Annotated in this window: 36 protein-coding genes; all 36 read left to right on the forward strand. The window is 59.2% G+C overall.

Translation table 11 applies throughout. From position 1 onward, the window contains the following. Positions 1 to 28: 28 nt before the first annotated feature. The 36 genes from A9G06_RS22090 to A9G06_RS18130 all read left to right on the forward strand — a co-directional run bounded on the left by A9G06_RS22090 (position 29) and on the right by A9G06_RS18130 (position 23,224). Positions 29 to 832: a BRO family protein gene (locus A9G06_RS22090; RefSeq protein WP_069556100.1), complete on the forward strand. Its 804-nt coding sequence runs from the start codon at positions 29 to 31 to the stop codon at positions 830 to 832. Further along, positions 819 to 1,286 carry a hypothetical protein gene (locus A9G06_RS17965; RefSeq protein WP_253182350.1) on the forward strand — a complete coding sequence of 156 codons (468 nt, stop codon included), beginning with the start codon at positions 819 to 821 and terminating at the stop codon, positions 1,284 to 1,286. The genes A9G06_RS22090 and A9G06_RS17965 overlap by 14 nt, the downstream gene beginning before the upstream one ends. A gap of 5 nt (positions 1,287 to 1,291) precedes the next feature. Beyond that, on the forward strand, positions 1,292 to 1,510 hold the full coding sequence (locus tag A9G06_RS17970; RefSeq protein WP_069556102.1) for a hypothetical protein: 219 nt from the start codon (positions 1,292 to 1,294) through the stop codon (positions 1,508 to 1,510). Between the two features lie 50 nt (positions 1,511 to 1,560). Continuing rightward, positions 1,561 to 1,713, forward strand: coding sequence for a hypothetical protein (locus tag A9G06_RS22310; RefSeq protein WP_171903404.1), 153 nt, complete (start codon positions 1,561 to 1,563; stop codon positions 1,711 to 1,713). Further along, positions 1,710 to 2,729 (forward strand): phosphoadenosine phosphosulfate reductase family protein, encoded by a 1,020-nt coding sequence (locus A9G06_RS17975; protein ID WP_069556103.1) that lies wholly within the window; start codon positions 1,710 to 1,712, stop codon positions 2,727 to 2,729. The genes A9G06_RS22310 and A9G06_RS17975 overlap by 4 nt, the downstream gene beginning before the upstream one ends. After that, positions 2,726 to 3,760, forward strand: coding sequence for a conserved phage C-terminal domain-containing protein (locus tag A9G06_RS17980; RefSeq protein WP_069556104.1), 1,035 nt, complete (start codon positions 2,726 to 2,728; stop codon positions 3,758 to 3,760). Before A9G06_RS17975 ends, A9G06_RS17980 begins: the two co-directional genes overlap by 4 nt. Beyond that, positions 3,738 to 4,226, forward strand: a complete 489-nt coding sequence (locus A9G06_RS17985) for a hypothetical protein (RefSeq protein ID WP_253182351.1) — start codon at positions 3,738 to 3,740, stop codon at positions 4,224 to 4,226. The genes A9G06_RS17980 and A9G06_RS17985 overlap by 23 nt, the downstream gene beginning before the upstream one ends. Before the next feature lie 2 nt (positions 4,227 to 4,228). Then, on the forward strand, positions 4,229 to 4,504 hold the full coding sequence (locus tag A9G06_RS17990; protein WP_069556105.1) for a hypothetical protein: 276 nt from the start codon (positions 4,229 to 4,231) through the stop codon (positions 4,502 to 4,504). Continuing rightward, positions 4,504 to 4,806 (forward strand): hypothetical protein, encoded by a 303-nt coding sequence (locus A9G06_RS17995; RefSeq protein ID WP_069556106.1) that lies wholly within the window; start codon positions 4,504 to 4,506, stop codon positions 4,804 to 4,806. The genes A9G06_RS17990 and A9G06_RS17995 overlap by 1 nt, the downstream gene beginning before the upstream one ends. Before the next feature lie 75 nt (positions 4,807 to 4,881). Next, positions 4,882 to 5,178, forward strand: a complete 297-nt coding sequence (locus A9G06_RS18000; protein ID WP_069556107.1) for a hypothetical protein — start codon at positions 4,882 to 4,884, stop codon at positions 5,176 to 5,178. Positions 5,179 to 5,356: 178 nt separating this feature from the next. Next, positions 5,357 to 5,800 (forward strand): recombination protein NinB, encoded by a 444-nt coding sequence (locus A9G06_RS18005; protein WP_069556108.1) that lies wholly within the window; start codon positions 5,357 to 5,359, stop codon positions 5,798 to 5,800. Continuing rightward, positions 5,797 to 6,531 carry a metallophosphoesterase gene (locus A9G06_RS18010; protein WP_069556109.1) on the forward strand — a complete coding sequence of 245 codons (735 nt, stop codon included), beginning with the start codon at positions 5,797 to 5,799 and terminating at the stop codon, positions 6,529 to 6,531. Before A9G06_RS18005 ends, A9G06_RS18010 begins: the two co-directional genes overlap by 4 nt. Beyond that, positions 6,512 to 6,829, forward strand: coding sequence for a Ref family recombination enhancement nuclease (locus tag A9G06_RS18015; protein ID WP_069556110.1), 318 nt, complete (start codon positions 6,512 to 6,514; stop codon positions 6,827 to 6,829). Before A9G06_RS18010 ends, A9G06_RS18015 begins: the two co-directional genes overlap by 20 nt. Next, a complete protein-coding gene (locus tag A9G06_RS18020) occupies positions 6,826 to 7,071 on the forward strand; it encodes a hypothetical protein (RefSeq protein WP_069556111.1) in 246 nt (81 codons plus the stop codon). The genes A9G06_RS18015 and A9G06_RS18020 overlap by 4 nt, the downstream gene beginning before the upstream one ends. After that, positions 7,068 to 7,493 (forward strand): hypothetical protein, encoded by a 426-nt coding sequence (locus tag A9G06_RS18025; RefSeq protein ID WP_069556112.1) that lies wholly within the window; start codon positions 7,068 to 7,070, stop codon positions 7,491 to 7,493. Before A9G06_RS18020 ends, A9G06_RS18025 begins: the two co-directional genes overlap by 4 nt. Next, positions 7,490 to 8,188 carry a TIGR02642 family protein gene (locus A9G06_RS18030; protein WP_069556113.1) on the forward strand — a complete coding sequence of 233 codons (699 nt, stop codon included), beginning with the start codon at positions 7,490 to 7,492 and terminating at the stop codon, positions 8,186 to 8,188. The genes A9G06_RS18025 and A9G06_RS18030 overlap by 4 nt, the downstream gene beginning before the upstream one ends. Positions 8,189 to 8,227: 39 nt before the next feature. Beyond that, complete coding sequence (locus tag A9G06_RS18035; protein ID WP_139126286.1) at positions 8,228 to 8,554, forward strand: hypothetical protein; 327 nt, start codon at positions 8,228 to 8,230, stop codon at positions 8,552 to 8,554. Between the two features lie 139 nt (positions 8,555 to 8,693). Continuing rightward, positions 8,694 to 9,011 carry a phage holin family protein gene (locus tag A9G06_RS18040; protein WP_069556115.1) on the forward strand — a complete coding sequence of 106 codons (318 nt, stop codon included), beginning with the start codon at positions 8,694 to 8,696 and terminating at the stop codon, positions 9,009 to 9,011. Then, a complete protein-coding gene (locus tag A9G06_RS18045; protein ID WP_069556116.1) occupies positions 9,011 to 9,490 on the forward strand; it encodes a TIGR02594 family protein in 480 nt (159 codons plus the stop codon). Before A9G06_RS18040 ends, A9G06_RS18045 begins: the two co-directional genes overlap by 1 nt. 55 nt (positions 9,491 to 9,545) lie before the next feature. Further along, complete coding sequence (locus A9G06_RS18050) at positions 9,546 to 9,770, forward strand: hypothetical protein (RefSeq protein WP_069556117.1); 225 nt, start codon at positions 9,546 to 9,548, stop codon at positions 9,768 to 9,770. Between the two features lies 1 nt (position 9,771). Then, positions 9,772 to 10,002, forward strand: coding sequence for a hypothetical protein (locus A9G06_RS18055; RefSeq protein WP_069556118.1), 231 nt, complete (start codon positions 9,772 to 9,774; stop codon positions 10,000 to 10,002). Positions 10,003 to 10,055: 53 nt separating this feature from the next. After that, on the forward strand, positions 10,056 to 10,235 hold the full coding sequence (locus A9G06_RS18060) for a hypothetical protein (protein WP_205756326.1): 180 nt from the start codon (positions 10,056 to 10,058) through the stop codon (positions 10,233 to 10,235). Next, positions 10,236 to 11,126: a terminase gene (locus tag A9G06_RS18065; protein WP_069556119.1), complete on the forward strand. Its 891-nt coding sequence runs from the start codon at positions 10,236 to 10,238 to the stop codon at positions 11,124 to 11,126. 42 nt (positions 11,127 to 11,168) lie between these two features. Then, positions 11,169 to 11,369 (forward strand): hypothetical protein, encoded by a 201-nt coding sequence (locus tag A9G06_RS18070; RefSeq protein WP_069556120.1) that lies wholly within the window; start codon positions 11,169 to 11,171, stop codon positions 11,367 to 11,369. A gap of 22 nt (positions 11,370 to 11,391) precedes the next feature. After that, positions 11,392 to 11,751, forward strand: a complete 360-nt coding sequence (locus A9G06_RS18075; RefSeq protein WP_069556121.1) for a hypothetical protein — start codon at positions 11,392 to 11,394, stop codon at positions 11,749 to 11,751. A gap of 59 nt (positions 11,752 to 11,810) precedes the next feature. Then, positions 11,811 to 13,508 carry a terminase gene (locus tag A9G06_RS18080; RefSeq protein WP_069556122.1) on the forward strand — a complete coding sequence of 566 codons (1,698 nt, stop codon included), beginning with the start codon at positions 11,811 to 11,813 and terminating at the stop codon, positions 13,506 to 13,508. Continuing rightward, positions 13,508 to 15,634, forward strand: a complete 2,127-nt coding sequence (locus A9G06_RS18085) for a portal protein (RefSeq protein WP_069556123.1) — start codon at positions 13,508 to 13,510, stop codon at positions 15,632 to 15,634. The genes A9G06_RS18080 and A9G06_RS18085 overlap by 1 nt, the downstream gene beginning before the upstream one ends. A 119-nt stretch (positions 15,635 to 15,753) precedes the next feature. Then, positions 15,754 to 16,608 carry a Gp49 family protein gene (locus tag A9G06_RS22095; RefSeq protein ID WP_069556124.1) on the forward strand — a complete coding sequence of 285 codons (855 nt, stop codon included), beginning with the start codon at positions 15,754 to 15,756 and terminating at the stop codon, positions 16,606 to 16,608. Positions 16,609 to 16,757: 149 nt separating this feature from the next. After that, the gene (locus A9G06_RS18095; RefSeq protein WP_069556125.1) at positions 16,758 to 17,687 is read left to right on the forward strand and encodes a hypothetical protein; all 930 of its coding nucleotides are present in this window, start codon (positions 16,758 to 16,760) and stop codon (positions 17,685 to 17,687) included. A 72-nt stretch (positions 17,688 to 17,759) separates the two neighbouring features. Beyond that, positions 17,760 to 18,977, forward strand: a complete 1,218-nt coding sequence (locus tag A9G06_RS18100; protein ID WP_069556126.1) for a N4-gp56 family major capsid protein — start codon at positions 17,760 to 17,762, stop codon at positions 18,975 to 18,977. Between the two features lie 68 nt (positions 18,978 to 19,045). Beyond that, the gene (locus A9G06_RS18105) at positions 19,046 to 19,435 is read left to right on the forward strand and encodes a hypothetical protein (protein ID WP_069556127.1); all 390 of its coding nucleotides are present in this window, start codon (positions 19,046 to 19,048) and stop codon (positions 19,433 to 19,435) included. A gap of 66 nt (positions 19,436 to 19,501) precedes the next feature. After that, positions 19,502 to 19,939, forward strand: coding sequence for a hypothetical protein (locus A9G06_RS18110; RefSeq protein ID WP_069556128.1), 438 nt, complete (start codon positions 19,502 to 19,504; stop codon positions 19,937 to 19,939). A gap of 2 nt (positions 19,940 to 19,941) precedes the next feature. Further along, complete coding sequence (locus A9G06_RS18115; RefSeq protein WP_069556129.1) at positions 19,942 to 20,523, forward strand: hypothetical protein; 582 nt, start codon at positions 19,942 to 19,944, stop codon at positions 20,521 to 20,523. A 9-nt stretch (positions 20,524 to 20,532) separates the two neighbouring features. Next, positions 20,533 to 21,210: a DUF6682 family protein gene (locus A9G06_RS18120; RefSeq protein ID WP_069556130.1), complete on the forward strand. Its 678-nt coding sequence runs from the start codon at positions 20,533 to 20,535 to the stop codon at positions 21,208 to 21,210. A gap of 11 nt (positions 21,211 to 21,221) precedes the next feature. Then, complete coding sequence (locus A9G06_RS18125) at positions 21,222 to 22,904, forward strand: hypothetical protein (protein ID WP_069556131.1); 1,683 nt, start codon at positions 21,222 to 21,224, stop codon at positions 22,902 to 22,904. After that, positions 22,901 to 23,224 (forward strand): hypothetical protein, encoded by a 324-nt coding sequence (locus A9G06_RS18130; protein ID WP_069556132.1) that lies wholly within the window; start codon positions 22,901 to 22,903, stop codon positions 23,222 to 23,224. The genes A9G06_RS18125 and A9G06_RS18130 overlap by 4 nt, the downstream gene beginning before the upstream one ends. Positions 23,225 to 23,363 lie beyond the last annotated feature (139 nt).

Consider the following 23,363-nt stretch of genomic DNA (forward strand, 5'->3'; position numbering starts at 1 on the left):
AGTTGAACCACCAACAGGACCCAAGACCATGACCAATTTGATTAGCAAGGCCTTTGAAGGGCACAACATTCGCATCATTACCGACCAGCAGGGAGAGCCGTGGTTCGTGGCGGCTGATATTGCCCAAGTATTGGAATACCGCATGGCGAGCGATATGACTCGCTGGATTGATGAAGATGAGAGGGGTACGCAGATTGTGCGTACCCCCAGTGGAGACCAAGAGATGACCGTGATCAACGAATCCGGCCTCTACTCTGCAATCCTGCGTAGCCGCAAGCCGGAGGCCAAGCTGTTCAAGCGCTGGGTCACCTTCGAAGTGTTGCCCAGCATCCGCAAGCATGGCGGCTACATTGCCGGTCAGGAGCAGGACGCGCCGGAGCTGATCATGGCCAAGGCGCTGATGGTGGCGCAGTCGGTGATCGACCGTAAAAGCCAAGAGCTGGCAGCCGCTCAACAGACCATTGCGGCCAATGCCCACAAGAGTCACTTCTTCGACAACTACGCCTACTGTGGCGGATCCCTTGGCTTCCGTGAGGTAGCCAAGCTGCTCAAGGCAAAAGAGCATGAGTTTCGCGCCTTCCTGTGTGCCAAACGGTACATGTACCAACTCAGTGGTCAGTGGATGGCATACGCCCAGCATCTTAACGCCGGTCGCTTTGAGGTGAAAACGGGAACTGCTGAACGAAATAACTACGCATTTGCCAAGACCGTGTTTACCCCGAAAGGTGTGCAGTGGATCGCGGGTGAGTGGGGCAAATACCAGGCCGAGAAAGAGCTGAATTGTCAGGTTCCTGCGTTGCAGGAGACCCCCTATACCTATGCGCAGCATTGAGATCCAATCTCCTGAAAAGTCAGGTGATTATCTAAACCACCAGAGGACCAACCAAATGGGACGACCAGCCCTGTCTGATCACGAAAAAATGGACGCCGTTTCCCCCCTGCGGGTGCGCGGCACTGTCGGCCACCGCTCCGTGTGGCAGGAAGTCGGCGCCGAAGTCGGCATGACTGAAACCGCATTTGCCCGCACCTCGCTGCTGATGCTGCTCAATTCCATATCAAAGCATGAGCCCCAGATACTGGCGAGAGCCGTCAAACGGGCCAATCGAAGCCTTATCGAGCAGGGCTATCCGCCCGTCACTGTCGAGGAGATCCTGAAAGGGGATGGCTTGCCAGAGCGCGGCCTGCTGACCTTCTCGGCGCAAGATGAGGCCATCTATGACGAGGAGCGCCCCAAGAAGCCGGTGCAAAAGCTCAAAGATCTCATCAATTTCGTTTTAGGGAGATAACTGCAATGACTATCAACGCCAGACCGCCACGCCCCGCAGCCCAGCACGTCAGCGAACGGGACAATATTATTCTGAAATCCGTTATCCATGAGTTGTCGCTCGAGCTGGACACCTCGCTGATCCCGACTGCGCACGCTGCCGGTACCGACAAGACAGCCGTTCAACTCTCCCGGGAGCTGATGGCCCGCAAGATCGAACGCGCCGAGAAGCAGCCAAGCGCATAACCCTTACAAATCAGGCCCGCCTCACCACCGGGCTTAATCAGGACCTCAACATGACCATGAACCCAACGGCCCCGCTGGGCCACCCCCTTTGTGCCGCTCTGGATCACTGCCCAATGTGTGGCAGCGAGCTGCACACCGGTACCGATGACCGCTCATTTGAATGCCCGGGGTGTGAATACACCGAGCTGGAGGTGGTGTCGTGAACCACAACATCGTTTCTGTATCTGGCGGCAAAGACTCTACAGCCACCCTTCTGCTGGCAATCGAGCGGAACGCCGAGAACCTGCAAGCCGTTTTCTGTGATACCGGCCATGAGCACCCAGAGGTTTATGGCTATTTGGACTATTTGGAGGTGCGGCTTGGTCTCGTAATTCGTCGAGTGAAGCCGGACTTTTCTGCGCAGGTTATCCGCAAACGCGATGTGGTATTGACCAAATGGCGAGACGAAGGCGTCAGTGAACAAATCATCGAGCGTGCCCTTGTCGCTCTTCAACCGACCGGGAACCCTTTCTTGGATTTGTGTCTGTGGAAAGGGCGATTCCCAAGCACTATGGCCAGATTCTGTACCGAAGAGCTGAAGCGCAACCCAATGCAACAGCAGGTGCTATTCCCTCTGCTTGAAGACCATGAAACCGAGGAGGTATGGAGCTGGCAAGGGGTGCGCGCTGATGAGTCAACATCGCGCTCAAAATTGCCTGAGAAAGATGAGGTGCGTGATGGCCTGATCAACTACCGCCCGATCCTTACCTGGACTGCGCAGGATGTTTTCGAGTTTCACCGCAAGCATGGCGTGAAATGGAACCCGCTCTATGAGCAGGGCTTGAGCCGTGTTGGCTGCATGCCTTGCATCATGTGTCGGAAAGACGAGCTGCGTGAAATTGCCAACCGCTGGCCAGAAGAGATCGAGCGCGTCGCAGAGTGGGAACGACTGGTGAGCATGGCCAGCAAGCGCGGCGCCTCCAGCTTCTATGGCCCGCGTGTCGCGGGTGGTGGTCAGTCAGTCGAGATGATGACACATGAAGAGGCTCAGGAGCTGCTGAACATCCATCGAGTGGTTGACTGGTCGATGACCGGCAGAGGTGGAAAGACGTTTGATATGTTCGCCAGCCTTGCTCCTGACGTTGGTTGCTCCAGCGCCTATGGGCTCTGCGACAATCCTGTTTTTGACCCATCAAGCATCACCGCCATTCAGCCACAAAAGGCTGGGGAGGCAGCATGAACACTGTTATCCAATTCCCGGGGGCAGGCGCCCCCATTTCAAAACCTATCAGCAGAGGTAGCAACGTGAGCGAAAATGCCCGCAATGGCTTCCGCCTCGCTTACTCGTCGATGCTGAATGCCCCCTGGTACAAGGATGTAGCCAAGAAGTCCGTGTGGCTGCATTTGCTGCTGGATGCGGCCTATGAGAGCCGTGAAGTCACCTTCAATGGCAACCGCCTAACCATTCATCGCGGCCAGCTGGTTTGCTCTGCTCGTTCGCTCGGGAAAGCGTGTGGCGTATCTGAGGATCAGGCTCGCAGGGCGCTGGACTATTTCGAGGATGAGGGAGCGATCGGCAGGACGACCAAGCAGGGCAAGAGTGGTTACACCATCATCAGCCTGCTGAATTTCGACGCTTATCAGCGCGGAGTTTCGCAACACTTTAGCGCGGAGTATGGCGCGGAGTTTGATGGCGCACCAGATATGGGGTTAGAGGGTGATCGCCAACTCAGCGACGCGGAGTTAGGTGCGGAGTATCATGCCGAAGATCTTATCATTAATAACAATATAAACTCTGAAGATAATAAACAGATCTCTTGTTCTGTTTCTGACGAAACAAAACCGGCTAAAAAAACGGCAGAGCCATCAGTCGATTCTCTGGCTGTGCTGAACCACCTCAACGCCGCATGCAATCGCCGCTATCAGGCCAAGCCAACCACCCTGCAGAACATCAACGCCAGACTGGCGGAGGGCTACTCCGTGGCCGATCTGCAACTGGTGATCGACTTCAAGCGCGAGCACTGGTCCGCAAACCTGAAAATGGCCGAATACCTGCGGCCAATGACCCTGTTTGCGCCGCAGAAGTTCGCCGGGTACCTGGCTGGCGCCCAGCGCTGGGATCAGATCGATCGCCCGCGCTGCCTGAACGGCGAGTGGGAGGGCTTCGAGGGTAAGCGCAAGCCGATGTCCAACATTGCCGCCGCCCAGCAGCAGGCGCGCAGTCTCATCGAATCTGGAGCTGTCAGCTATGACGACGACACTCCCCTCTAACGTGACCGCTCTGCCAGCCAACCAGGATGCGCCCGCCATGAGCGCCCGCATGGCCGCATTCATCGCTGAGGAGCTACTGCCACTGATGGCCGGGAGCTGGCCCGCCAGTGCCAACCAGCTGGATGCCAATGCCCGCGGCGTGGCGCTGGCATGGGGTGGCGTACTGCGCGGGTTCACCCCGGCCCAGATCCGGGAGGTGGTGCAGGACATGGCGTCCGACGTGGAGCGCCAGTTTGCCCCCAGACCAGCAGAGGTGCGGGCAGAGATACTGCGCCGGCAGCCAGCCACGGCCGCACCAACCAGGGCGCCGCGGCTGGAGATCTCCATCAGGGCATGCGAGATGGAGGCGACCGTGATCGTGCTGCAGCGTGACGGCGACGTGACGAGCGAGGCGGTGCAGGTTGAGCTGGACAGGATACTCACCGAACGCCGCCAGCGCGGTTTTACCATCACAGGGAGGATTTAGGGATGTTGAGCCAAGACGAAATGATTCAAATCGCCGTCGTGATGGAGTTCCACCTCGATTGGCCTGAATACCGAACCACGGACTTACCTGTGCTTCCTGATGGTTGGTTCTGGGTTGGCAAGGGGGATGGAGAGCGATTTTGGATGGATATCGGTTGCCCATGGCCAGATGCAGACGCGTCCAGTGTTTACGAGAGGTCTGACTGGGTTACCAAGCAGATGGTTGCCGAGAGAGCCTCTTTGCTCAACTCAAATCGCGGACTGTTGGAGGTGATGTGATGTTCAACCAAGACGTGATCGCCGCGGTCAAGGCCGCGAAATTCTGCCGGGTGGTTATCTATCCGCCCGTTCGGGGTTGGTGCGGGGAGCGAGTGCTGCTCGAGGTGGCAGACGAAATCGCCGTGCTGGGGCACACCGATTGCCAGTGCGGGGCAGGGCACTGGCTGGTTCTCGACACGACGCCTGAGCAAGTGGCTGAGGAGGTCGAACGGCTGAGAGGCGCGCCAGTGCTGGTGTTGAGAGGTGGTGTTGCAAATGGAGCTGTGGATAACTCTGGAGGCGAGGCCCTTGCAAACCCGTGACAAGGGGTATATCGCGCCGTAACATGTTTCATGCCGGACTTAGACCACCCGGCTGATTAACCAAAGGACCCGACCATGACCGCAAAATCGAATACCCGAGATCTATCCGTTGCGACCCAGTTGGGCCGCGTCATCGCCATCATGAGCGACGGCAAGCCCCGCACCCTGCGTGACATCGAGCGCGAGTGTTGGAGCCGCTACGGACAAGCCGATACCCAAGCTGCCATCAGTGCCCGCCTGCGCGAAGTCTGCTGCCACGGCTGGGAAAAACACTCCAGCAACAAGACCATCAACGGCAAGCAGGTTTGGCATTACAGCCTCTCGCCGTTCCCCACTGCGGAAGCCGTTGCGGCTAAGGCGGTGGCGGCATGAGAATTTCACTCGCCATGGCATACGCGATCGCTGCCACATCAGCGCATGCTCCTTGGATGCGCTTGCAGCACTTCACATCGTCAGATTCATACTGCATCCCCAACCCGCGCAATGACAGGGCCGCCAAACGCCAGCGTGCAGCCGCCAAGCGCCGCAACAAAGCCAAGCGGGGGTGAGGATGAGCAACTATCCAAAGCACTTCCTGCGCAGCCCTGAAATCCGCACCCGCGCCTGCCAGCTGGTAGCAAGCCTGCCTGTTGATCAGGACAAGCCGCTGGTCCTCGAAATCAAGGAAATGACCCGGTCCTTGGCCCAGAATGCCCTGTTTTGGGCGGTCATGACCGACATCGCCGAGCAGGTGAACTGGCACGGCCGCAAGCTCTCCAAGGAGGACTGGAAACACGTCCTCTCCGCCGCCCTGTACCAGCAGGACGTGGTACCGAACATCGACGGCAACGGGTTCGTGGTGCTGGGCAAGTCCACCTCCAAGATGACCGTGCGAGAGATGCGCGATCTTATCGAGCTGGCTCAGTCTTTCGGTGCCCAGCAGGGCGTGAAGTTCGGGGATGAATCCCGCCGCGGCTTCGACTGGGTGGCTGCATACGGGAGGGCTGCTGCATGAGCTCACTGGTCAAGAGATTTTCAGCGAATACCGCGGGGCGAGACTTCGCGGTAGGCGATATTCACGGCCACTTCACCCTATTGCAGCAGGCTCTCGATAAGGTTGGCTTTGACCCCGCCCGCGATCGCCTGTTCTCTGTCGGAGACTTGGTAGATCGTGGGCCTGAATGCGAGTTGGTGCTGGAGTGGCTGGCCAAGCCATGGTTCCACCCGGTGCGTGGCAACCACGACGACTATGTGTGCCGTCACGACACCTGTGACACAGGAAACTGGTTGCAGAACGGTGGGGCTTGGTTCATGTCATTGCTCGATGTGGAGCGCGGCGAGTACGCAGCCCAGTTCCGCGAGCTGCCTATCGCCATCGAGGTGGATACGCCGAGTGGGTTGATTGGCCTGGTCCATGCGGATTGCCCATTCCCGTCCTGGAGCTACCTGATTGAAAAGCTTGAGGATGGCGCAGAGGGAAACCATGGATTGCTGCGCTCCATTAAGAACGCCTGCATGTGGTCGCGTCGGCGTGTGGAGCTTGGTGATGAGAGCGGTGTGCCTGATGTGCATGCCCTAGTTGTTGGTCACACCCCCATGAGCAGCCCGGTAGCGCTTGGTAACGTGATCCATATCGATACGGCCGGTTGGTGTCCGCAAAAAGGCGGGGCATTCACCTTGCTGAACTTGCAATCGCTGCAGTCTCACACGATGAAAGGAGCGCGCGATGAGCAAAACCAAGGCTGACCAGCAGTGGTTGGATGATGTGAGCTCGCTCGGCTGTATCGCCTGCCGAAATGCCGGGTATGGCGCCACGCCAGCGGAAATCCATCATGTGCGCTCTGGGTCTGGTATGGCCCAGCGCGCCGAGCACACCAGAGTGCTGCCACTGTGCCCGCGGCACCATCGCGCTTGCTACCCCACCGGATTCCACGCTGCACCGCGCACTTGGCAGCAGGAGCACGGTACCGAGGAGGATTTGCTGGAGCAGGTAGCCCGGGAAGTGGCCGAACTGCGCAAGAACACCATCGGGAGGGCGGCATGAGCGGAAAGCAGTTGTTTGATGACGGGGTTTACCATGGCGACGTTATCAACGAATTTACCAAGAATTTCAGCAAGGCCAATACATACAGCCTGCCGGAGATGCTGGCTCAGCGTAGCGAGCTGATCGCCCACCTCGAAAGAGTCATCGGTGGGATTGAGCGGCCGAGTTTTGATGATGCCTACAACAAGTTTGTTGTGCGCGAGGCAAAAAACCTCCTTGAGCGAATCAAGGAGGCTGCATGATCCGTCTCTCAGCCATCGATGCAGCCCGTCTGCTGGATAAACACCCGAAAGCCAAGTCCGTGGTGAACAAGGTCAAGAAGGCGCAACAGGTGGATGAGCTGCACGACAAGGTGCTGTCCCAGTTGGTCGGCTTCCCCGACCCTGCCACCGAGCTGGTGTTCCACCCCAAGCGCAAGTGGCGCCTCGATTATGCCTGGCCCACCCGCATGATCGCCGTCGAGATCCACGGCGGTATCCACTCCGGTGGCCGGCATACCCGCGGCAAAGGGTTCGTGGAGGATCGCGCCAAGATGAACGAGGCCCGCTTATTGGGTTGGACTGTCATCGAGGCGACCCCGGAACACATCAAATCCGGCCAGCTGCGTGCCTGGCTGCTCACCGCTTTCAATCAGGACCAAGACCAAACGAGGACCAACCCATGAGTAATTCACTGGAAATGGCACTGCGCCTGTTCTCACCAAAAGGGGCGCTCCATGAGCCAACCTCCAGCAACTTCAACGCCCTGGGGCGGGATGATTTTATCGGTGCCTTGCAGGTAGCCGCCAAAAACAACCCGCAGGGGCTCCAGTTCATGATGGCCGATCACCTGCTCGACGCTGCCGCCATCTCTGAGCTGCTTGCGCATTTTGAGTGCGCGGCCGGTAATGCCGAGGCCGGTGGTATGGCGCTGGCTATCCTGCTGCGCCGCCCGCTGCCTGAGCAGTTGGCTAACCTGGTGTCATCCCACCCCCATTACGACAAGGAGCGCCGCCGCGCCGCCGTGGTGATGGAGAAGGCCAAGCGTGCCCACCGGGCCGGTAATGACCACGAATATCAGCGCCTGCTGGCTGAGCGTAACGGGATCTTGTCTCTCGCCCACGACCACTGTGTCGCCGAGATGCTGCAATCCGGCCGCTGCCCGCACTGCAAGGGCACCGGGATCCGCCCCCGCAAGGGTGACGAGTGCCCCAAGTGCCACGGTACCGGGCGAGTCGTGCCGCATGCTGATATGGTCGCGCGTCGGTTCGGCCAGGAGATGCGACAGCGCGTCGAGCGGCTGGTTGATGAGGTGATCCACCAAGCGTCCGATCTGTCCAAGATCATGGACCGGCAGGTGCGCCAGATGCGGGCTGCGTAGGCTTGGTCAAATTTGAAAAAAACAGTGGGGTATAAGGGTATGCAGAGTGGCAATGAGATGATGAGAGAGGCGTTTCCGGTTGGGAAGTTGGTGGATATCAGCTTGAGATTGACCGGAGACCAGGCGGGGTTCGCGTTGATTGGGGCCTTGAATGATAACGAAGAGGCCAAGGCGCTGTTTTTTGACAATGTATCGGTCGCCAAGGTTGGTTTCACCTCGTATCTTGGCGGGAAAGGCGGTGTGCCTTCGGTTGCCGCGGAGGCGCTGTGTATGCTTGAAGAATGCCTACGATGCCAGCGGGATATGGAGGATTTAAGGCAGTTCCTTTTGTCTCATGCACACAACGGCGTACGCAAACCAGAATAGCCAATCCATTACCCTGATTGCTTGAATCCCCACCGCCCCAGCGTTAGTATCTATCAAAGATGGCCAGATTCCCCCGGGACTCTGGCCTTTTTCATTTCCGGCCCGCCATCGTGCGGGCTTTGTCGTTTCTGGAGGGGCGATGACGCCTGACAAGGATCCACAGAACTACAGCATGCTCGCCTATCTGGCGTTCGGCGGGCTGAGCGTATGGGGAGGGCTTGTGACCTACATACAGACAGTGAAGCGCGAACGGCGGCAGTTCCGCTGGGCGGAGGCGGCGCTGCAGGTTGTGGTGTCAGGCTTCGCCGGGATGCTGACCATGCTTCTGAGCTGGTATATCGCCGCACCGCTGCCGCTGTGTGGCTTTATGGCTGGTCTGGCTGGCCTGATGGGGTCGAAGGCTCTGGAGCTTTACGAGCGCCGGGCAACCGGCTGGATGACTGGGGGGAAAGAGTAATGGCACAGCGTTGGGTAGAAGAGGCCCGCCGACATATCGGGCTGACTGAAATCAAGGGGTCGAATCACAACCCTGAAATCGTGGCGATGTGGAAGGCTATCAAGCGTGGCGGCATCAAAGACGACGAGACGCCGTGGTGCGCGGCATTCGTGGGCGCTTGCCTGGAGCGGGTAGGTGTTCAGTCCACCCGATTCGAGGGGGCGCGTTCTTATGCCTCCTGGGGTGAGAAGCTGGATAAGCCGGTTGCTGGCTGCGTGGTGGTATTCAGCCGTGATGGTGGCGGCCATGTCGGTTTCGTCGTGGGGCAGGACAAGGCTGGCAATCTGTTGGTGCTGGGTGGCAACCAGGCTGACGCCGTGAATGTGAAGGCGTTCCCTCGCTCCCGGGTTACCGCATACCGCTGGCCAACTGGTGAGCCTATGCCGGCAGGGGAGCTTCCGGTGATGGCTGCCGCCGAGTTCTCGAAGTCAGAGGCGTAGGCGCCAGCCTTGCCGATATCGCCGGGTAACCGGTAACCGCAGAGAGGAGAGTGCGATGGAACACATCGTTGAGGTGGTCATCAACTGGATTGTCATCCTGATGGCCGTGGTAGGGGGCGCGTCCCTTGTGGTGCAGGGTCTGGCCAAGATTGCGGCCGTCACCCCGTCCACCCGGGATGATGAGATTATCGGGAAGGTAGACGCCTTCCTGGTCGGTCTCATCAAGGTGCTGGACAAGCTGGCCCTGAACCTGCCGGCCGACAAAGCCCGGAAGCAATAACATGAACAGCTTGCTCCAACTGCTCGACATTCTAACGGCCCTTCTGGGCCGTTGGCTTAAGCAGGAACGGGCAAGGGAGGTGCAGGAAAGCTATGACCAAAACCATAGTGACCCACAAGGGCGCTTTGCTGCTCGCTTCGGTGCTGCTTCTGGCCAGCTGTCAGACAACGCCAAGCCAAACAGCGAACTGCCCACCACCCACTCCCAGGCTGACATGGAGCCCCGCCAATAACGGCGGGGTTTGTCTTTCTGGGGACTCAACAGCCGACCTACTGGACTATCTCGATGCACTGGAGCGATGCGGTGGTTAATGGCGTTACCGTGACCGGGGTTATCACTCATGTGAAGGAGTATGACGGCAGTCATGCCCTGGTTGTTCTCAATACCGGCGTTTCCGTAGTGGTACCGGCAACCCATCAGCCCGTACCAGGCGACACCGTTGTCGAAGGCGAGCTATCTCTCTAAATGGCAAAGACCGACTGGGCACAGCTCAATGCAGAATTCCTGCAGGAGCACGAAGCGACCGGCATCAGTGCGAAAGACTGGTGTGACAGCCGCGGCCTGAACTACAACTCGGCGCGTCGCTATTTGAAATCGCGGGGGCAATCCCCCGCACAACCCGATAAATCTCGCGTAGCTGCGCAATCTGCGCAATCCGAAGTGCGCAAAACTGCGCAATCTGCGCAAAGTGCGCAACCCAAGGGGAATGAAGGTAAGGCCAAGAGGGGAGAGGGAAGAGGGGAAAAGTCATCCTCATCCACACAAACCCCTGACGACTCAGGCCAAAACCCGAAAAGAAAATCGGGACGCCAGCCAGATGGCCGCTTTGGCGTGGGCAATCGTGAGTCCGTCGGCAACCCCGGCAACCCGAGCCCTGTCGCAAAGTGGAAGCCAGGCGATCGGCCCGCGCTGACCCATGGTGGCTACGCCCAATTCCTTGATTCGCCTGAGCTGTTCGACCAGGCCGAGGAGTTGAGGCTGCATGACGAGCTGATATTCACCCGGGCTCGCGTTATCTCTGTCACCAAGACCTTGAAGAACCTGCATCAGGATCTGGTAGATGCCACAGAGATGACCGACCGGATTGGGCTCTATGACAAGATCCTGAAAGCTGAGCAGGCTCTCGACCGGAACATCCAGCGCATTGAGTCTATCGAACGCACCCTGAGCACCTTGCGAATTGATGCGGTGACTGGCCCCAAGATTGAGGCGGACACCAAGCGGATCAAGGCTGCCACCCGCAAGTTGACCGCCGAAGCCGACCGGCTGGAGAAGGATGGCGGTAGCGATACCACCCCAGTGAGCGAGATGCTCTCGGAGCTCCGCAAGATGGGGACTGGCGGCATGATGTCGTGATAAAATGCGAGTCTTAATTCACCCGCCATGCAGGAGTCAGCGATGAAACAAAGGGAGCGTCAGGCCACCCAAAGGATTTTGGCTATTGAGGCTATTGCCAAGCTGCGCTCGGTGTCTGAGCTTTTTGGCGTAGAAGATACCGGGCCTGATGATGATGAGCGCGCAACGGCTGCCTTCAAGCGTTGGGATGAAAAGATCACAGAGCTTGAGCGGTGGATAAAAGATGAAAGCCCGATCGCCTGAGTTTTCCACGCTGGAGGGAGTGATGAGAATTTACCGCAAGGATGAGACAGGGAAGGCTGTTTACATTGCTGACTACCCGCTACCGAGAGCGGTGTGCGATGAAATCGATTCAGGGCGCGAGGTGTGGTACGAACTGCCTCCTGTCATGGGGGAATTGCGACTGATTGGCAGTGATGAGGAGCCTGATTATGCCGCCACTGTCACCCATGAGCGCATCCTCCTTGAGCCATACCGCCTTTACCGCAACGGTGTGCTGGTCGAGATGGGCGCCATGATTGCCAATCCCCGCCATGTGACTATGTTGGCCGAGAGCGCCAAGCAGCGCGCCGCAGCCAGGGATGAGATTGGCCATATCGCCGCAGCATGGCGCGAACGAGCATAAACACTGCATCACCCACACCAACCCGCTTCGGCGGGTTTTTTATTGCCTGAGACCATCCAATGACCGAACTCGACATCTCCGCCATGACTGAGCAGGAGCAGATTGCGGGTATCCGCGAAAAGCTCAGCGATAAGTGGTGGCGGATGAACAACCTCTACATGATCGAGAACGAGCAGGGCCAGTTGGTGCGCTTTCGGCTGCGTCCGGCGCAGGAGCTGCTGTTCAAGACCATGTGGTGGCTGAACATCATCCTCAAGGCGCGTCAGCTCGGGTTCTCCACGGCCATAGATATCTATCTGCTCGATGAGGCGCTGTTCAACGACAACCTTAAGTGCGGAATCATCGCTCAGGACTTGGCTGCAGCAGGGGAAATCTACCGCACCAAGATTGAAGTGCCGTTCGATAACCTGCCCAGCTGGATCAAGGCTCAGTTCAAGGTGGTGACCCGGCGCGGAGGGAATAACGGTGGTTACATCCTATTCAAGCACGGATCCAGCATTCGCGTCGCCACCTCTTTCCGCTCCGGTACCGTCCAGCGCCTGCATGTGTCAGAGCACGGCAAGATCTGCGCCAAGTACCCGGAGAAGGCCAAGGAGGTGCGAACAGGTACCCTCAACGCCATTCACGAGGGCTCTGTGGCCTTTATTGAATCCACAGCCGAAGGCGTGGGCGGCGATTTCCACGCCATGAGCATGCAGTCCCTCGAGCTAACAAGGTCCGCAGGAGAGCTGACTCAGCTCGACTGGAAGTTTCATTTTTTCGCCTGGTGGCAGGACCCAAAGTATCGCGCCGACGTTCCAGCGTCCGGCGTGGTGATGAGCAAGGCGCAGGCCGACTACTTCGCCGCGGTTGAGAAAGCCATGGGTTGCACCATCAGCGACGAACAGCGTCAGTGGTATGTACTGAAAGAGAGGACGCAGCGCGGAGAAATGAAGCAGGAGTACCCCAGCACGCCGCTGGAGGCGTTCCTGACCTCTGGCCGTAGGGTATTCGACCCCATCGCCACCATGGAGGCAGAGGGCGACTGCATGCCGCCTCTCATCGTCTATGACATGGATCCCGTTACCGGCAAGCGTGAGAAGGCCCGCAAGCCTGACAAGCTGGACGAGCAGGGTCAGCGCTCCCTTGAGAACATGCTGTTGGTGTGGGAGCTGCCCGATCCCGATGAGGATTACGCCATTGGCGCCGACGTGGCGGAAGGTCTCGAGCACGGCGACCGCTCCAGCTTTGACGTGATCGCCAAGAGTGACGGGCGTCAGGTTGCCCACTGGTTCGGCCATCTGGATCCCGGTCTCTTTGCCCAGCTGCTGGCCCATGTCGGTAAGCTCTACGGCACCGCAGAGCATGGCCCCGCCTATATCGGCCCGGAGCGTAACAACCACGGTCACGCTGTCCTGCTCAAGCTGCGCGAGCTCTATCCTACCCGCCGCATCTACACCCAGGAGTATATCGACCGGGATCGGGATGATGAGACGCAGCGCCTCGGCTGGCTGACCACACGTCAATCCAAGCCGATCGTGGTGGATGGTCTCAAGGCCCTGCTGCGTGCCGGTCAGGCCGGGATCCGCTGGATAGGCACCATTTCCGAAGCAACCACCTACGTCTATGACAAATCCGGCAGCATGAACGCCCAGGAAGGCTGCTACGACGACCAACTGATGAGCTACATGATTGCCCAAGAGATGCGCGCCCGCATGCCTGCCCGCATCGTCAAACCCGAATCCACCCGTAAACCCAAGCATTGGATGGCCAACTGATGATCAACTCACAACCCAAAGCCCCCGAGAAGGGCGGCCTCGATACGCAGAAGCTGCTCGCGCTGATGAGCGATATCAATGGCCAGCCAGACTGGCGAAGCCTTGCCAATCGCTCCTGTGCCTACTACGACGGCGACCAGCTGCCGCCAGAGGTGGTCAAGGTGCTCAAGGAGCGGGGCCAGCCCATCACCATCCATAACCTGATCGCCCCGACTATTGACGGCGTGCTGGGGATGGAGGCCAAGAGCCGCACCGATCTGATGGTTATTGCTGATGACCACGACGACGAGCTCGAGCAACTGGCCGAGGCCGTCAACGCCGAATATTCCGATATGTGCCGCTTGGGCGGGCTGGATCGCGCCCGTGGTGAGGCATATGGCGGCCAGATCAAGACCGGCTTGGGATGGGTTGAGGTCAGCCGCCGTGGTGACCCGTTCGGACCGCGCTACAAGTTCAGCAGCGTCCACCGTGACGAGGTGTATTGGGATTGGCACAGCCGGGAGCCCGATTTGAGCGACTGCCGTTGGCTGATGCGCCGCCGCTGGGTTGATCTGGATGAGGCCAAGACCATGTTCCCGAGCAAGGCTCAGGCGCTGGAATGGGGTGTCAATGATTGGGCTGGGATGGTCAGACTGACTTCTATCGAGGGGCTGGACCCCAACCTTGTCAGCGCATATGACGAGTGGAGCCAGTTCAGCGGCAAGGAGATCGAGTGGTGCAGCCGGGAGCGGGATCGCGTCCTGCTGCAGGTGGTCTACTACCGCACCTACACCATGCGCCAGGTGCTGATGCTCGACTCTGGCCGTGCGCTGGAGTTTGACAAGAGCAATCAGCTGCACCGTGCCGCCATTGCCAGCGGTCGCGCCAGGCTGGAACGCTGTCCGGTAGCCGTGATCCGCGAGTCATGGTTCGTTGGCCCCCATCATCTGGTCGATCGCCCCTGCTCCGCCCCGCACAACATGTATCCGCTGGTGCCGTTCTGGGGGTACCGCAAGGACCGTACCGGCGAGCCATATGGCCTGATTGCCCGCGCCATGCCAGCACAGGATGAGGTGAACCTGCGCCGTATCAAGCTCACCTTCTTGCTGCAGGCCAAGCGCGTCATCATGGATAAGGACGCCACCAACATGAGCCGGGATCAGGTGCTGGAGCAGGTAGAGCGTCCGGATGGCTATATCGAGCTCAACCCTGACCGTGCCAATAAGACCAGCGTGAGCGACGCCTTCAAGGTGGAGCAGGATTTCAACGTGGCGGCCCAGCAGTTCCAGGTGATGCAGGACTCGGTGAAGCTGATCCAAGACACCATGGGGGTTTATGCCGCCTTCTTGGGGCAGGGCTCTACCGGCCAATCTGGCGTTGCCATCAGTAATCTGGTGGAGCAGGGCGCGACCACCCTGTCGGAGATCAACGACAACTACCGGATGGGCTGCCAGCAGGTAGGGCAGCTGGCACTGGCCTATCTGCTTGAGGATATGGCCAGCAAGCGCAACTACAAGGTGACCGTAAACCGCGATGACCCGCGCCGCCGCAAGGCTGTGGTGATCAACGTGGAGCAGGAAGGTGGCAAGCTGACCAACGACGTGACTCGCCTGCGAGCCCATATCGCCCTGGCGCCAATCCAGCAGACCGCCGCTTACAAGCAGCAGCTGGCCGAGCGAATGACTCAGGCTATGTCTCAGTTGCCGCCAGAGGCCGCCGCTGCCTGCTTTGATTTGCTGGTTGAGCTGATGGATGTGCCGCGCAAGGCCGAGTTTGTGGAGCGGATCCGCAATGCCCTCAACATCCAGAAGGACCCGGAAGAGATGAACGATGAGGAACGCGCCGCCGCAGAGCAGCAGGCCCAGCTGGCCCAGATGCAGCAGCAGATGGCCATGCAGGAAATGCAGGCCAAGCTGGCAGAGCTGGAAGGTAAGGCCGCCAAGTGGCAGGCAGAGGCCCAGCGCATCACCAAGCTGACCGACTCTATCCGCTTCGAGGACGCCCTCAAGCAGGCCCAGACCGGCAAGACCCTGCAGGAGATGGAGCAGCTGGCAGCCCAGCAGCAGGCGATGCAGACCGAGCAGGCAGCCCTGCAGGCCCAGCTGTTGGACACCATTCAGCAGCAGATAGACGCGATCGCGCTCTGATAGTTGCTTTCCTAATCGCCCAGCGTTAGGATTTCTCCATCATGGCCCAGTCTTTCGAGATTGGGCCTTTTCATTTCCAGACCCGGCCATAGCGCCGGGTTTTTTATTTGGAGCGGGACATGACCGACAAGGTTGAGTTGAAAGGTGTGCTTGAGGCAGCCCTCAGTGAGGACGGCGGGATCATCCTCATCCGTAACGCGATGGCCGAGTTCCAGTCGTACAAGAAGGTTCATGCAGCGGTAATCTCAGAGGTTCACCCCTGTGACGAGCATGGCAACTTCATGATCGACATCACCAATCCACTCTATGACGGCATCACCATTCCCTACATGGTCACCCCGGACATGGTTGCCCGCTTCACCCCTGGCATTGGTGACTACATCGTGCTGTATGAGAACGACTATGTATCATTCAGCCCGAAAGATGTGTTTGAGGGTGGATACCTCATGCTCGAAGAGCAGGCTGTGTGCGCCAGTGAAGAGGATGCCGAGATGGAGCGCGAGATCCAGACTCTCGGACTGACAGCGCCGCGCGTCACCCCTGACCAGATCGATGCGCTGATGCGCAGCATTCGCTATGAGGTGCAGGTTGTTCCCGGCACCACAACCACGCTGGCCACCGCCATTGCTGCCAACGGCTTCACCCTCGCCATCGGCATGACCGCCTGCGCCGACCCGGCCAACTTCAATGCAGAGCTTGGCGCCAAGTACGCCATCAAGGATGCCGAAGCCAAGGCCCGCCAAGAGCTGTGGAAGCTGGAAGGCTGGCGGCTCAAGTGCCACCTTGAAGAAATGAGCGGGCCGCGAGTCGGTGGTGCAACACTACCGATTATTTCAACAAGGATTGCAGTTGCAGAGGGCGAGATAGTGGTTTGCTCTGTTGGTGAGAATGAGCAGCAGCACCAGGTTGCTGTCGATAGCGCAAAGAAACAGTACCTCTCTGAACGAGAAGCGCGACTCTCCGAGAGATTTTGAGTTTAAGTGAATCCCTAGCGATAGACGACAGCCTTTGCCCGCCTTGTGCGGGCTTTTTTATGCCCAGCCCCAGCGGGGGAGCGCTTTCAACGAGAGCCCTCCCCCGCTTGGGCAGCGATACCACCCACTGAAAACCCACGAGGACGACCATGAGCAAAACCATCGATAACCTGACCGGGACTGAAAGCCTGGACGAACTGGAAGCCATGCTGGCCGAGATTGAGCAAGCGCCCGATGTCGAGCTGGACAATGGCACTGGCACCAAGCAAACGGACGTAGAACCCGCGCCGTCGGCGGGCGAGGTGGCAGCCGGTAGCGAACAAGCCGCAGCCAATCAGGTTGAGGAACAGGCCAGCGCACCTGAAAAGGTCGTTATGGCCAAGAACGGTCAACACACCATCCCGTATGAGGTGCTGGAGCAGGCGCGCAATGAAGCCAAGCAGTTGCGTGAGCAGCTGACTCAGGCGCAGCAGGCCCAGGCGGAGCGGGATAAGTTGCAGGCGTTGCTGGAGAAGAACGGGATCGACCCATCGGTTGACCCGGACGACATCAGCCAGGAGGAGCTGGAGCAACTGGCGCAGGACTACCCGGATCTCGGCAAGTCCATCGCTGCCATTGCCAGCAAGCTCCAAAAGCTGGAGCAACAAGCCGCGCCGCAACAGGTTCAGCCAGTCGCCAACCCGGTACAGGCCGCACTGCAGGCGGTACCTGACCTGGCCGCATGGCGTGACGGCGACCAGGACCGCTTCGAGATGGCCCTCACTATCGATGACAAGTTGCAGGCCGACCCCGCGTGGAGCAACAAGCCGCTGGCGGAGCGATTCGCAGAAGTGGCTCGCCGCACCAAGCTGGCCTTTGGTGATGAGGTTGAAGCGCCTCCCACCAAGGCACCCGGCAAGGCGGCAGAGAAACCAGCTGATCACATCCCGTCCAGCCCATCAGAACTCGGCCAAACCCATCACGCACCGGCAACGGGTGTCGAGCGCTATGGTGCCATGTCTCAAGCCGATCTAATCGGCGAGATGGGCAACATGACAGAGGCCCAGATCGAGGCGCTGCTGGCGCAGTCCGGGTTCTAACCCACAACCCCGTTTACATCAACCAACCCCGGCCACTGCGTCGGGGTTTTTGTTTTCATGTAGGAGAGGATCATGACCCAAGTCACCTCGGCGCAAGCCAACAAGATTTTGCAGGCCGCCCTGTTTACCGCGGCCAACCGTTCCCACTCGCTGGTGAACATGCTGACTGATGAGGCCCCCAAGGGCGTCAAGGTCAACGGCGGCAAGCAGACCAGTGCAGGCGCGCCGGTGGTTCGCATCACCGATCTGTCCAAGCAAGCTGGCGACTCCGTTGATATGCAGCTGTTCCATCAGCTCTCCGGCCGCCCGACCATGGGTGACCAGAATATTGATGGTCGCCTGGAAAGCCTCTCTTTTGCAGACTTCTCGCTCAAGGTCAACCAGACCCGTCACGGTGTGGATGCTGGCGGCAAGATGAGTCAGTCTCGCACCCGGCACGACCTGATCAAGACCGCTCGAGCGCTGCTTGGTGATGGTTACTACGGCCGACTGGTTGATCAGCGCGGCTTTGCCCAACTGGCCGGCGCCCGCGGCGATTACTACGCGACCGATATCATTCTGCCGCTGGCGGATGACCCGGAATTTGCCGACATCATGATCAACCCGCTGACTGCGCCCACCTACGAGCGCCACTTCTTCGGCGGTGATGCGACCAGCTTCGAAGCCATCGACGCGGCTGACCGCTTCAATCTTGGCTGTGTGGACAACATGTCGCTGTTCCTGTCCGAGATGGCCAACCCCATCCAGCCGATCCGCATGGTGGCGGATCCGTCTGGTGGTGAGCCGCTCTACGTGCTCTATGTCACCCCGCGCCAGTGGCACGACTTCTACACCTCCAGCTCCGGCAAGGACTGGCAAGCGATGCTGGCGTCCGCGATGGAGCGCAGCAAGGGCTGGAGTCACCCCATCTTCCGCGGTGAAGGTGCGATGTGGCGTGGCATCCTGGTCAAGCCCTACAAGGGCATGCCGATCCGTTTCAACCAGGGCAGCACCGTCAAGGTGTGCGCCGCCAACTCCGCGACCGGTGCGGAAGTGGACAAGGTTGCCGGCACCACCATCGACCGCGCCGTGCTGCTGGGCGGTCAGGCGCTGGCTAACGCCTTCGGCTCCGGCGAGCAGGGTTCTCAATTCGGCATGCACGAAGAGAAAACCAACCACGGCAACAACACCGAGATCTCCATCAGCTGGGTATCCGGCCTGCAGAAGATCCGTTTCAAGCAGCGCAACGGCAACATTCAGGACCATGGCTGCATGGTGCTGGATACCGCCGTCAGTGCCGTCGCGCGCTAATCCACCCACCCGAGTGAGGGGGTTGATACCCCCTCCTGTTGATATCTGACCAGACAAGGAGCCATATCATGGCCAAAACTACCCTGCTCGCCCGAGCGTACCGCTGGTTTATTGGTTCGTTCGGCAACCTCTCTATCTCCCCGACTCTGGTGGCCAAGCTGGCGGCAGTGCCGTCCGGCGACGTCATCGCCTTTGGTGACAAGGTGGAGCCCAACCTGAAAGTGGTTGGCGCCACCCTCATCAGCGCCGGGCTGGGTTCCAGCACCACGCTGACCGTCAAGATTGGCGATACCACCATCATCAACGCCGAAGGCACGGCAACGGCGGTATCCAAGTATTTCCCAGTGGACGATCTGAAGACACTGCCAGACCAGGAGATCACCCTCACCGTCGGCGGCGGCGCAGCAACGGGCACGGTCAAGCTCAAGCTGCACTATGAGGTGATCGGCAACCTGTAAGGCTGCCAGTCACGCCATGCCCGGCCCAGTGCCGGGCTTTTTCATTTCTGGATTGGAGATATTGCCGTGAGCGACAAAATTGCCGTGGTTTATATCGGCGACAAGCCGAGCAAGAAAGACACAGTGACCGGATCCCGCCTGGTGTTCCCGCGCCACACGCCCGTAGATGTGGAGAGCCACATCGCCATGCAACTGCTGGAGTTTCCCACCGTCTGGATCCGTCATGAGGCGCTGGCTGGCGCGCTGGAGCGGCAGGAGACCATCGCACGGATGGAAGCGGAAGAGCAGGAGCGCCTTGCTGCAGAGGCTGCCCGCCTGGCCGAAGAGCAGAGCATGGTGGTTGGTGATATCGATCTGGCCAAGCTCACTTCTGCCCAGCTGGCGACCCTGATCGAAGGTGAAGATCTGGGTATCGAGCAGAAGGGGCCGCAGGAGAAGGTGGACGACTTCCGCGTTCGCGTGCGTGACGCCCTGAAAGCCAAGGCCGCCAAGGCGGAGGGCTAAGCATGCAAATGGTACCCCGCGAGCAGTTCCTGCCTACCGTCAGGCTGCACATCACAGGTCCGCTCGAGATGCTGCTGGAAGAGGCCGTTACCGAGGCGGCAATCACCTTCTGCCGCGAATCAGAGCTGATCACCCTCGATCGCCTGCTGCCAAGTGCGGCGGCTGGCAGCCTTGAGGTGGTGTGCAATGTGGACGGGGTTACCTCCTGCAATGTGTTGCACCTCACCGGGGCAGATGGCGTGCCGCTGGACTCTGGACGCGACTACTTCGCCATGTCGGCCAATGAGCTGAGCATCCTGACCGATCTTAGCAATGTGCGGATCTGGTACGTGGCCGCCCCGGTAAAAGGCGCCAAGGAGCTGCCAGTACAGCTATACACCGACCATGCCGAGGCCATCGCCCATGGTGTGGCTGCGCTGCTCTATGCCCAACCGGATCGCCCCTGGTCTGACCCCAAGCGGGCCAACTTCCATCGCGCCGAGTTTGTCGAGGGGTGGCGTCGTGCCGGCCGGTTCCGCAAGCAGCATAGCGCCCCAACCCAAGTCGAATACTACAACCCGCCCCGCAAACACAGCTTTTTCTAAGGAGTCGCCATGGCTACCGTGCCTATTTCCACAATCATCAAGCGGGTTAATACCCTGCTTGTCGATCCGACCTTCACTCGTTGGCCCAAGCAGGAGCTGCTGGACTACTACAACGACGCCACCAAGGCGATCGTACTGGTTCGCCCTGACGCTCACACCAAGAACGTTGAGTTTATCTGCGTGGCAGGCACCAAGCAGGCGCTGCCGGCCGACGCCCTGCGCCTGATTGAAGTGCTGCGCAACGCCAACGGCAAGGTGATTCGCTTTGTGCCGCGCAAGGCGCTGGATGACAGCTATCCCGATTGGCACTCCGGCAAGACGGCGACATCCGTTGATAACTACTGCTACGAAGAGCGCGACCCCAAGACCTTCTATCTGCACCCAGGCCCGGCTGCGGCGGTCAAGGTTGATGTGATCTACTCGGTCGCCCCGCAATCCAAGCAGCTGGCTGATGTAGAGAACGCCAGCACCCCAGCTATGGCGGATCTGGATGATATCTACATCAACCCCATCATCGACTTCATGCTCTACCGCTGCTTCTCCAAGGATGCCGAGTACGCCGCCAACAGCAACCGCGCGGCAGGTCACTACAACGCATTCCTGCAGCAGCTTGGGGAGAAAACCCAGGCTGACGCCAACATGGAAGCCCGTCAGCAGGCTGGCTTTAACCGGGTAACAATGCAGTAAGGGGTGCATAGATGGCTGGAGTGTGGAAGCGTGATGGCACTGTAGCCGTCACCAACGGCAGTAAGAAGGTGACCGGCACCGGTACCACCTTCGCAGATGCCAAGAACGGGGTGGCCAAGGGCCACCTTTTTTGTATGACCACCGGCACCACGGTTGACCTCTATGAAGTCGATTACGTGGTGTCAAACACCGAGCTCCATCTCGTGCAGGCGTTCCGTGGCACTACCGGCACCGGCAAGGCTTACGAGATTATCACCACCTTCTCTGACTCCATTCCGGAGTTTGCCCGCAAGCTGAACGCCTCTCTGTCTTACTACCAGAGCCAGTCGGATATGGTTCAGCAGCTGTTTACCAGCGACGCGGCAGAGATCACGGTAACCGCCCCGGACGGAACGACTCACAAGCTGATCCCTTGGAAGCGAGTAACCAGCGAGGGTGAGGGCCAGGCGGCCCGCGCCAAGGTCGAGGCTGACCGCTCCAAGACAGAAGCCGATCGCTCTGGCACAGAGGCCGACCGGGCGGCGGGGATTGTGGTCCTAGCGGCCCTGCCCATGCCTGATGTGTGGGCGCCGCTGACCGACTCGCTGCGACTGTTTACGGGCTATGGCCGCGAGGTCAAAGTGGGGGATGATGTGATCGCTCGGATGCTGACATTCTCCCGCAGCACCACCAAGACCTATATCAACCGTGACGGGGTTCTCACCACGGCAGCCGTGAATGAACCTACGTTTGACCAGTGGGGGTGCTCACTGGATGGCGCTGTGACCAACTACATCCAGGTGTCTGAAGGGCTTAACCAAATAACGGCAGAGACTGGATCAACAGTTGTTACCGAGAGCGGCTATAAGCTGGTTCAGTATGCTGGAACGGGGGCTCTTGCCAAAGACTGTATAGCGCCAGCTAATACGGTATTAACCTTCTCATTCTTTGTAAAACTCGGCGCTACAGATACGGTTATCAGCTTTCAGGCTCGGGATGGCTCATCTAATGGTAAAACAGCGCATTTCAGGGTTAAGCCAACAGGGGAGCTTGTTGTTACAAACTCCCAGGGCCTGATCTCATCATCATCGGTAGTTAAAATCAGCCCCACTCTCGTTCGCGTTATCGGGACAACAATCTCATCTGATAGCACTACCTACCGGACTTTCAGGGGAGAGCCGGTTGCCAATGAGACGTTTGGCTCATTCCAGCTGGAAAACAACTTCTCAGCCAGCGCCTACATCCCAACAAGTGGCGCGGCCGCCACACGCTCCGCTGATCTTCTTACGCTGCAAAACCCGCTCAATATCCCGGTCGGCGCGGGAGATATGACCGTTGCTGTTGAGGTTAGGCGCAACCCATTGGCGCCATCAACAACCTTCCCGCGCATCTTTCATATTGGCACCTACACCTGGCTGGTCGGTGACAGTGTGCGGTTTGCGATGCGTGGCGGTACGGCAGATCAGGGGCAGGCACTGAAGAATGCGCCCGGCACGATGGAGACGGTGGTTTATCGCATCAAGGGCGATCAGATCACCGTACGGTGCGGCGGCGCTGTTGCAACCGTGAATCGCTCAGGCGCTATCACCGGCAACAACATGGTTACCAATATCGGCTCTGACGCGACAGGGGTTCAGAACCTGTTCGGCCATGTTCGCAATCTGCGAGTCTGGCGCCGCGCCCTGACTGACGATCAAATGAAGGCTATCGCATGACCGACTTTATCGACCTCAACTTAAAGGCGGCCGATAAGGCCGCCATGACCAAGGCGCTGATCGCTGCTGGCTTTATCAAAGACAGCGAAACAGGCACCCTCTATCACCCCACCGCATCGCTGCAGCTGCTGCCACCAGGCATGGTTACCCGTCCCACCGGTGTGCTGGATACGGAGGGCCTACCGCTGCGCGAGCCAGTGCCGGGCTATCACGCCAACGTCAGAACCCAAGACTGGGCGCTGGCCGCCGCGCTGGAGCCGGTGACTGTTATCGTAGATACGCCCCAGTATGTCTGGGCCTCAGATCCGGCTGGTATGTGAGCCTTGCCTCCTGGCGCTGTCAGCGTTAGGATTTACCCATCATGGCCCGCTCTATTCTGAGTGGGCCTTTTTGTTTCCTGCCCGCCGAGAATCCCATGTCAGCCATTGATATCGTCACCATGCGAGGAGTAACGCCGCG

Source organism: Aeromonas sp. DNP9, assembly GCF_001728955.1.
Taxonomy (GTDB): domain Bacteria; phylum Pseudomonadota; class Gammaproteobacteria; order Enterobacterales; family Aeromonadaceae; genus Aeromonas; species Aeromonas veronii.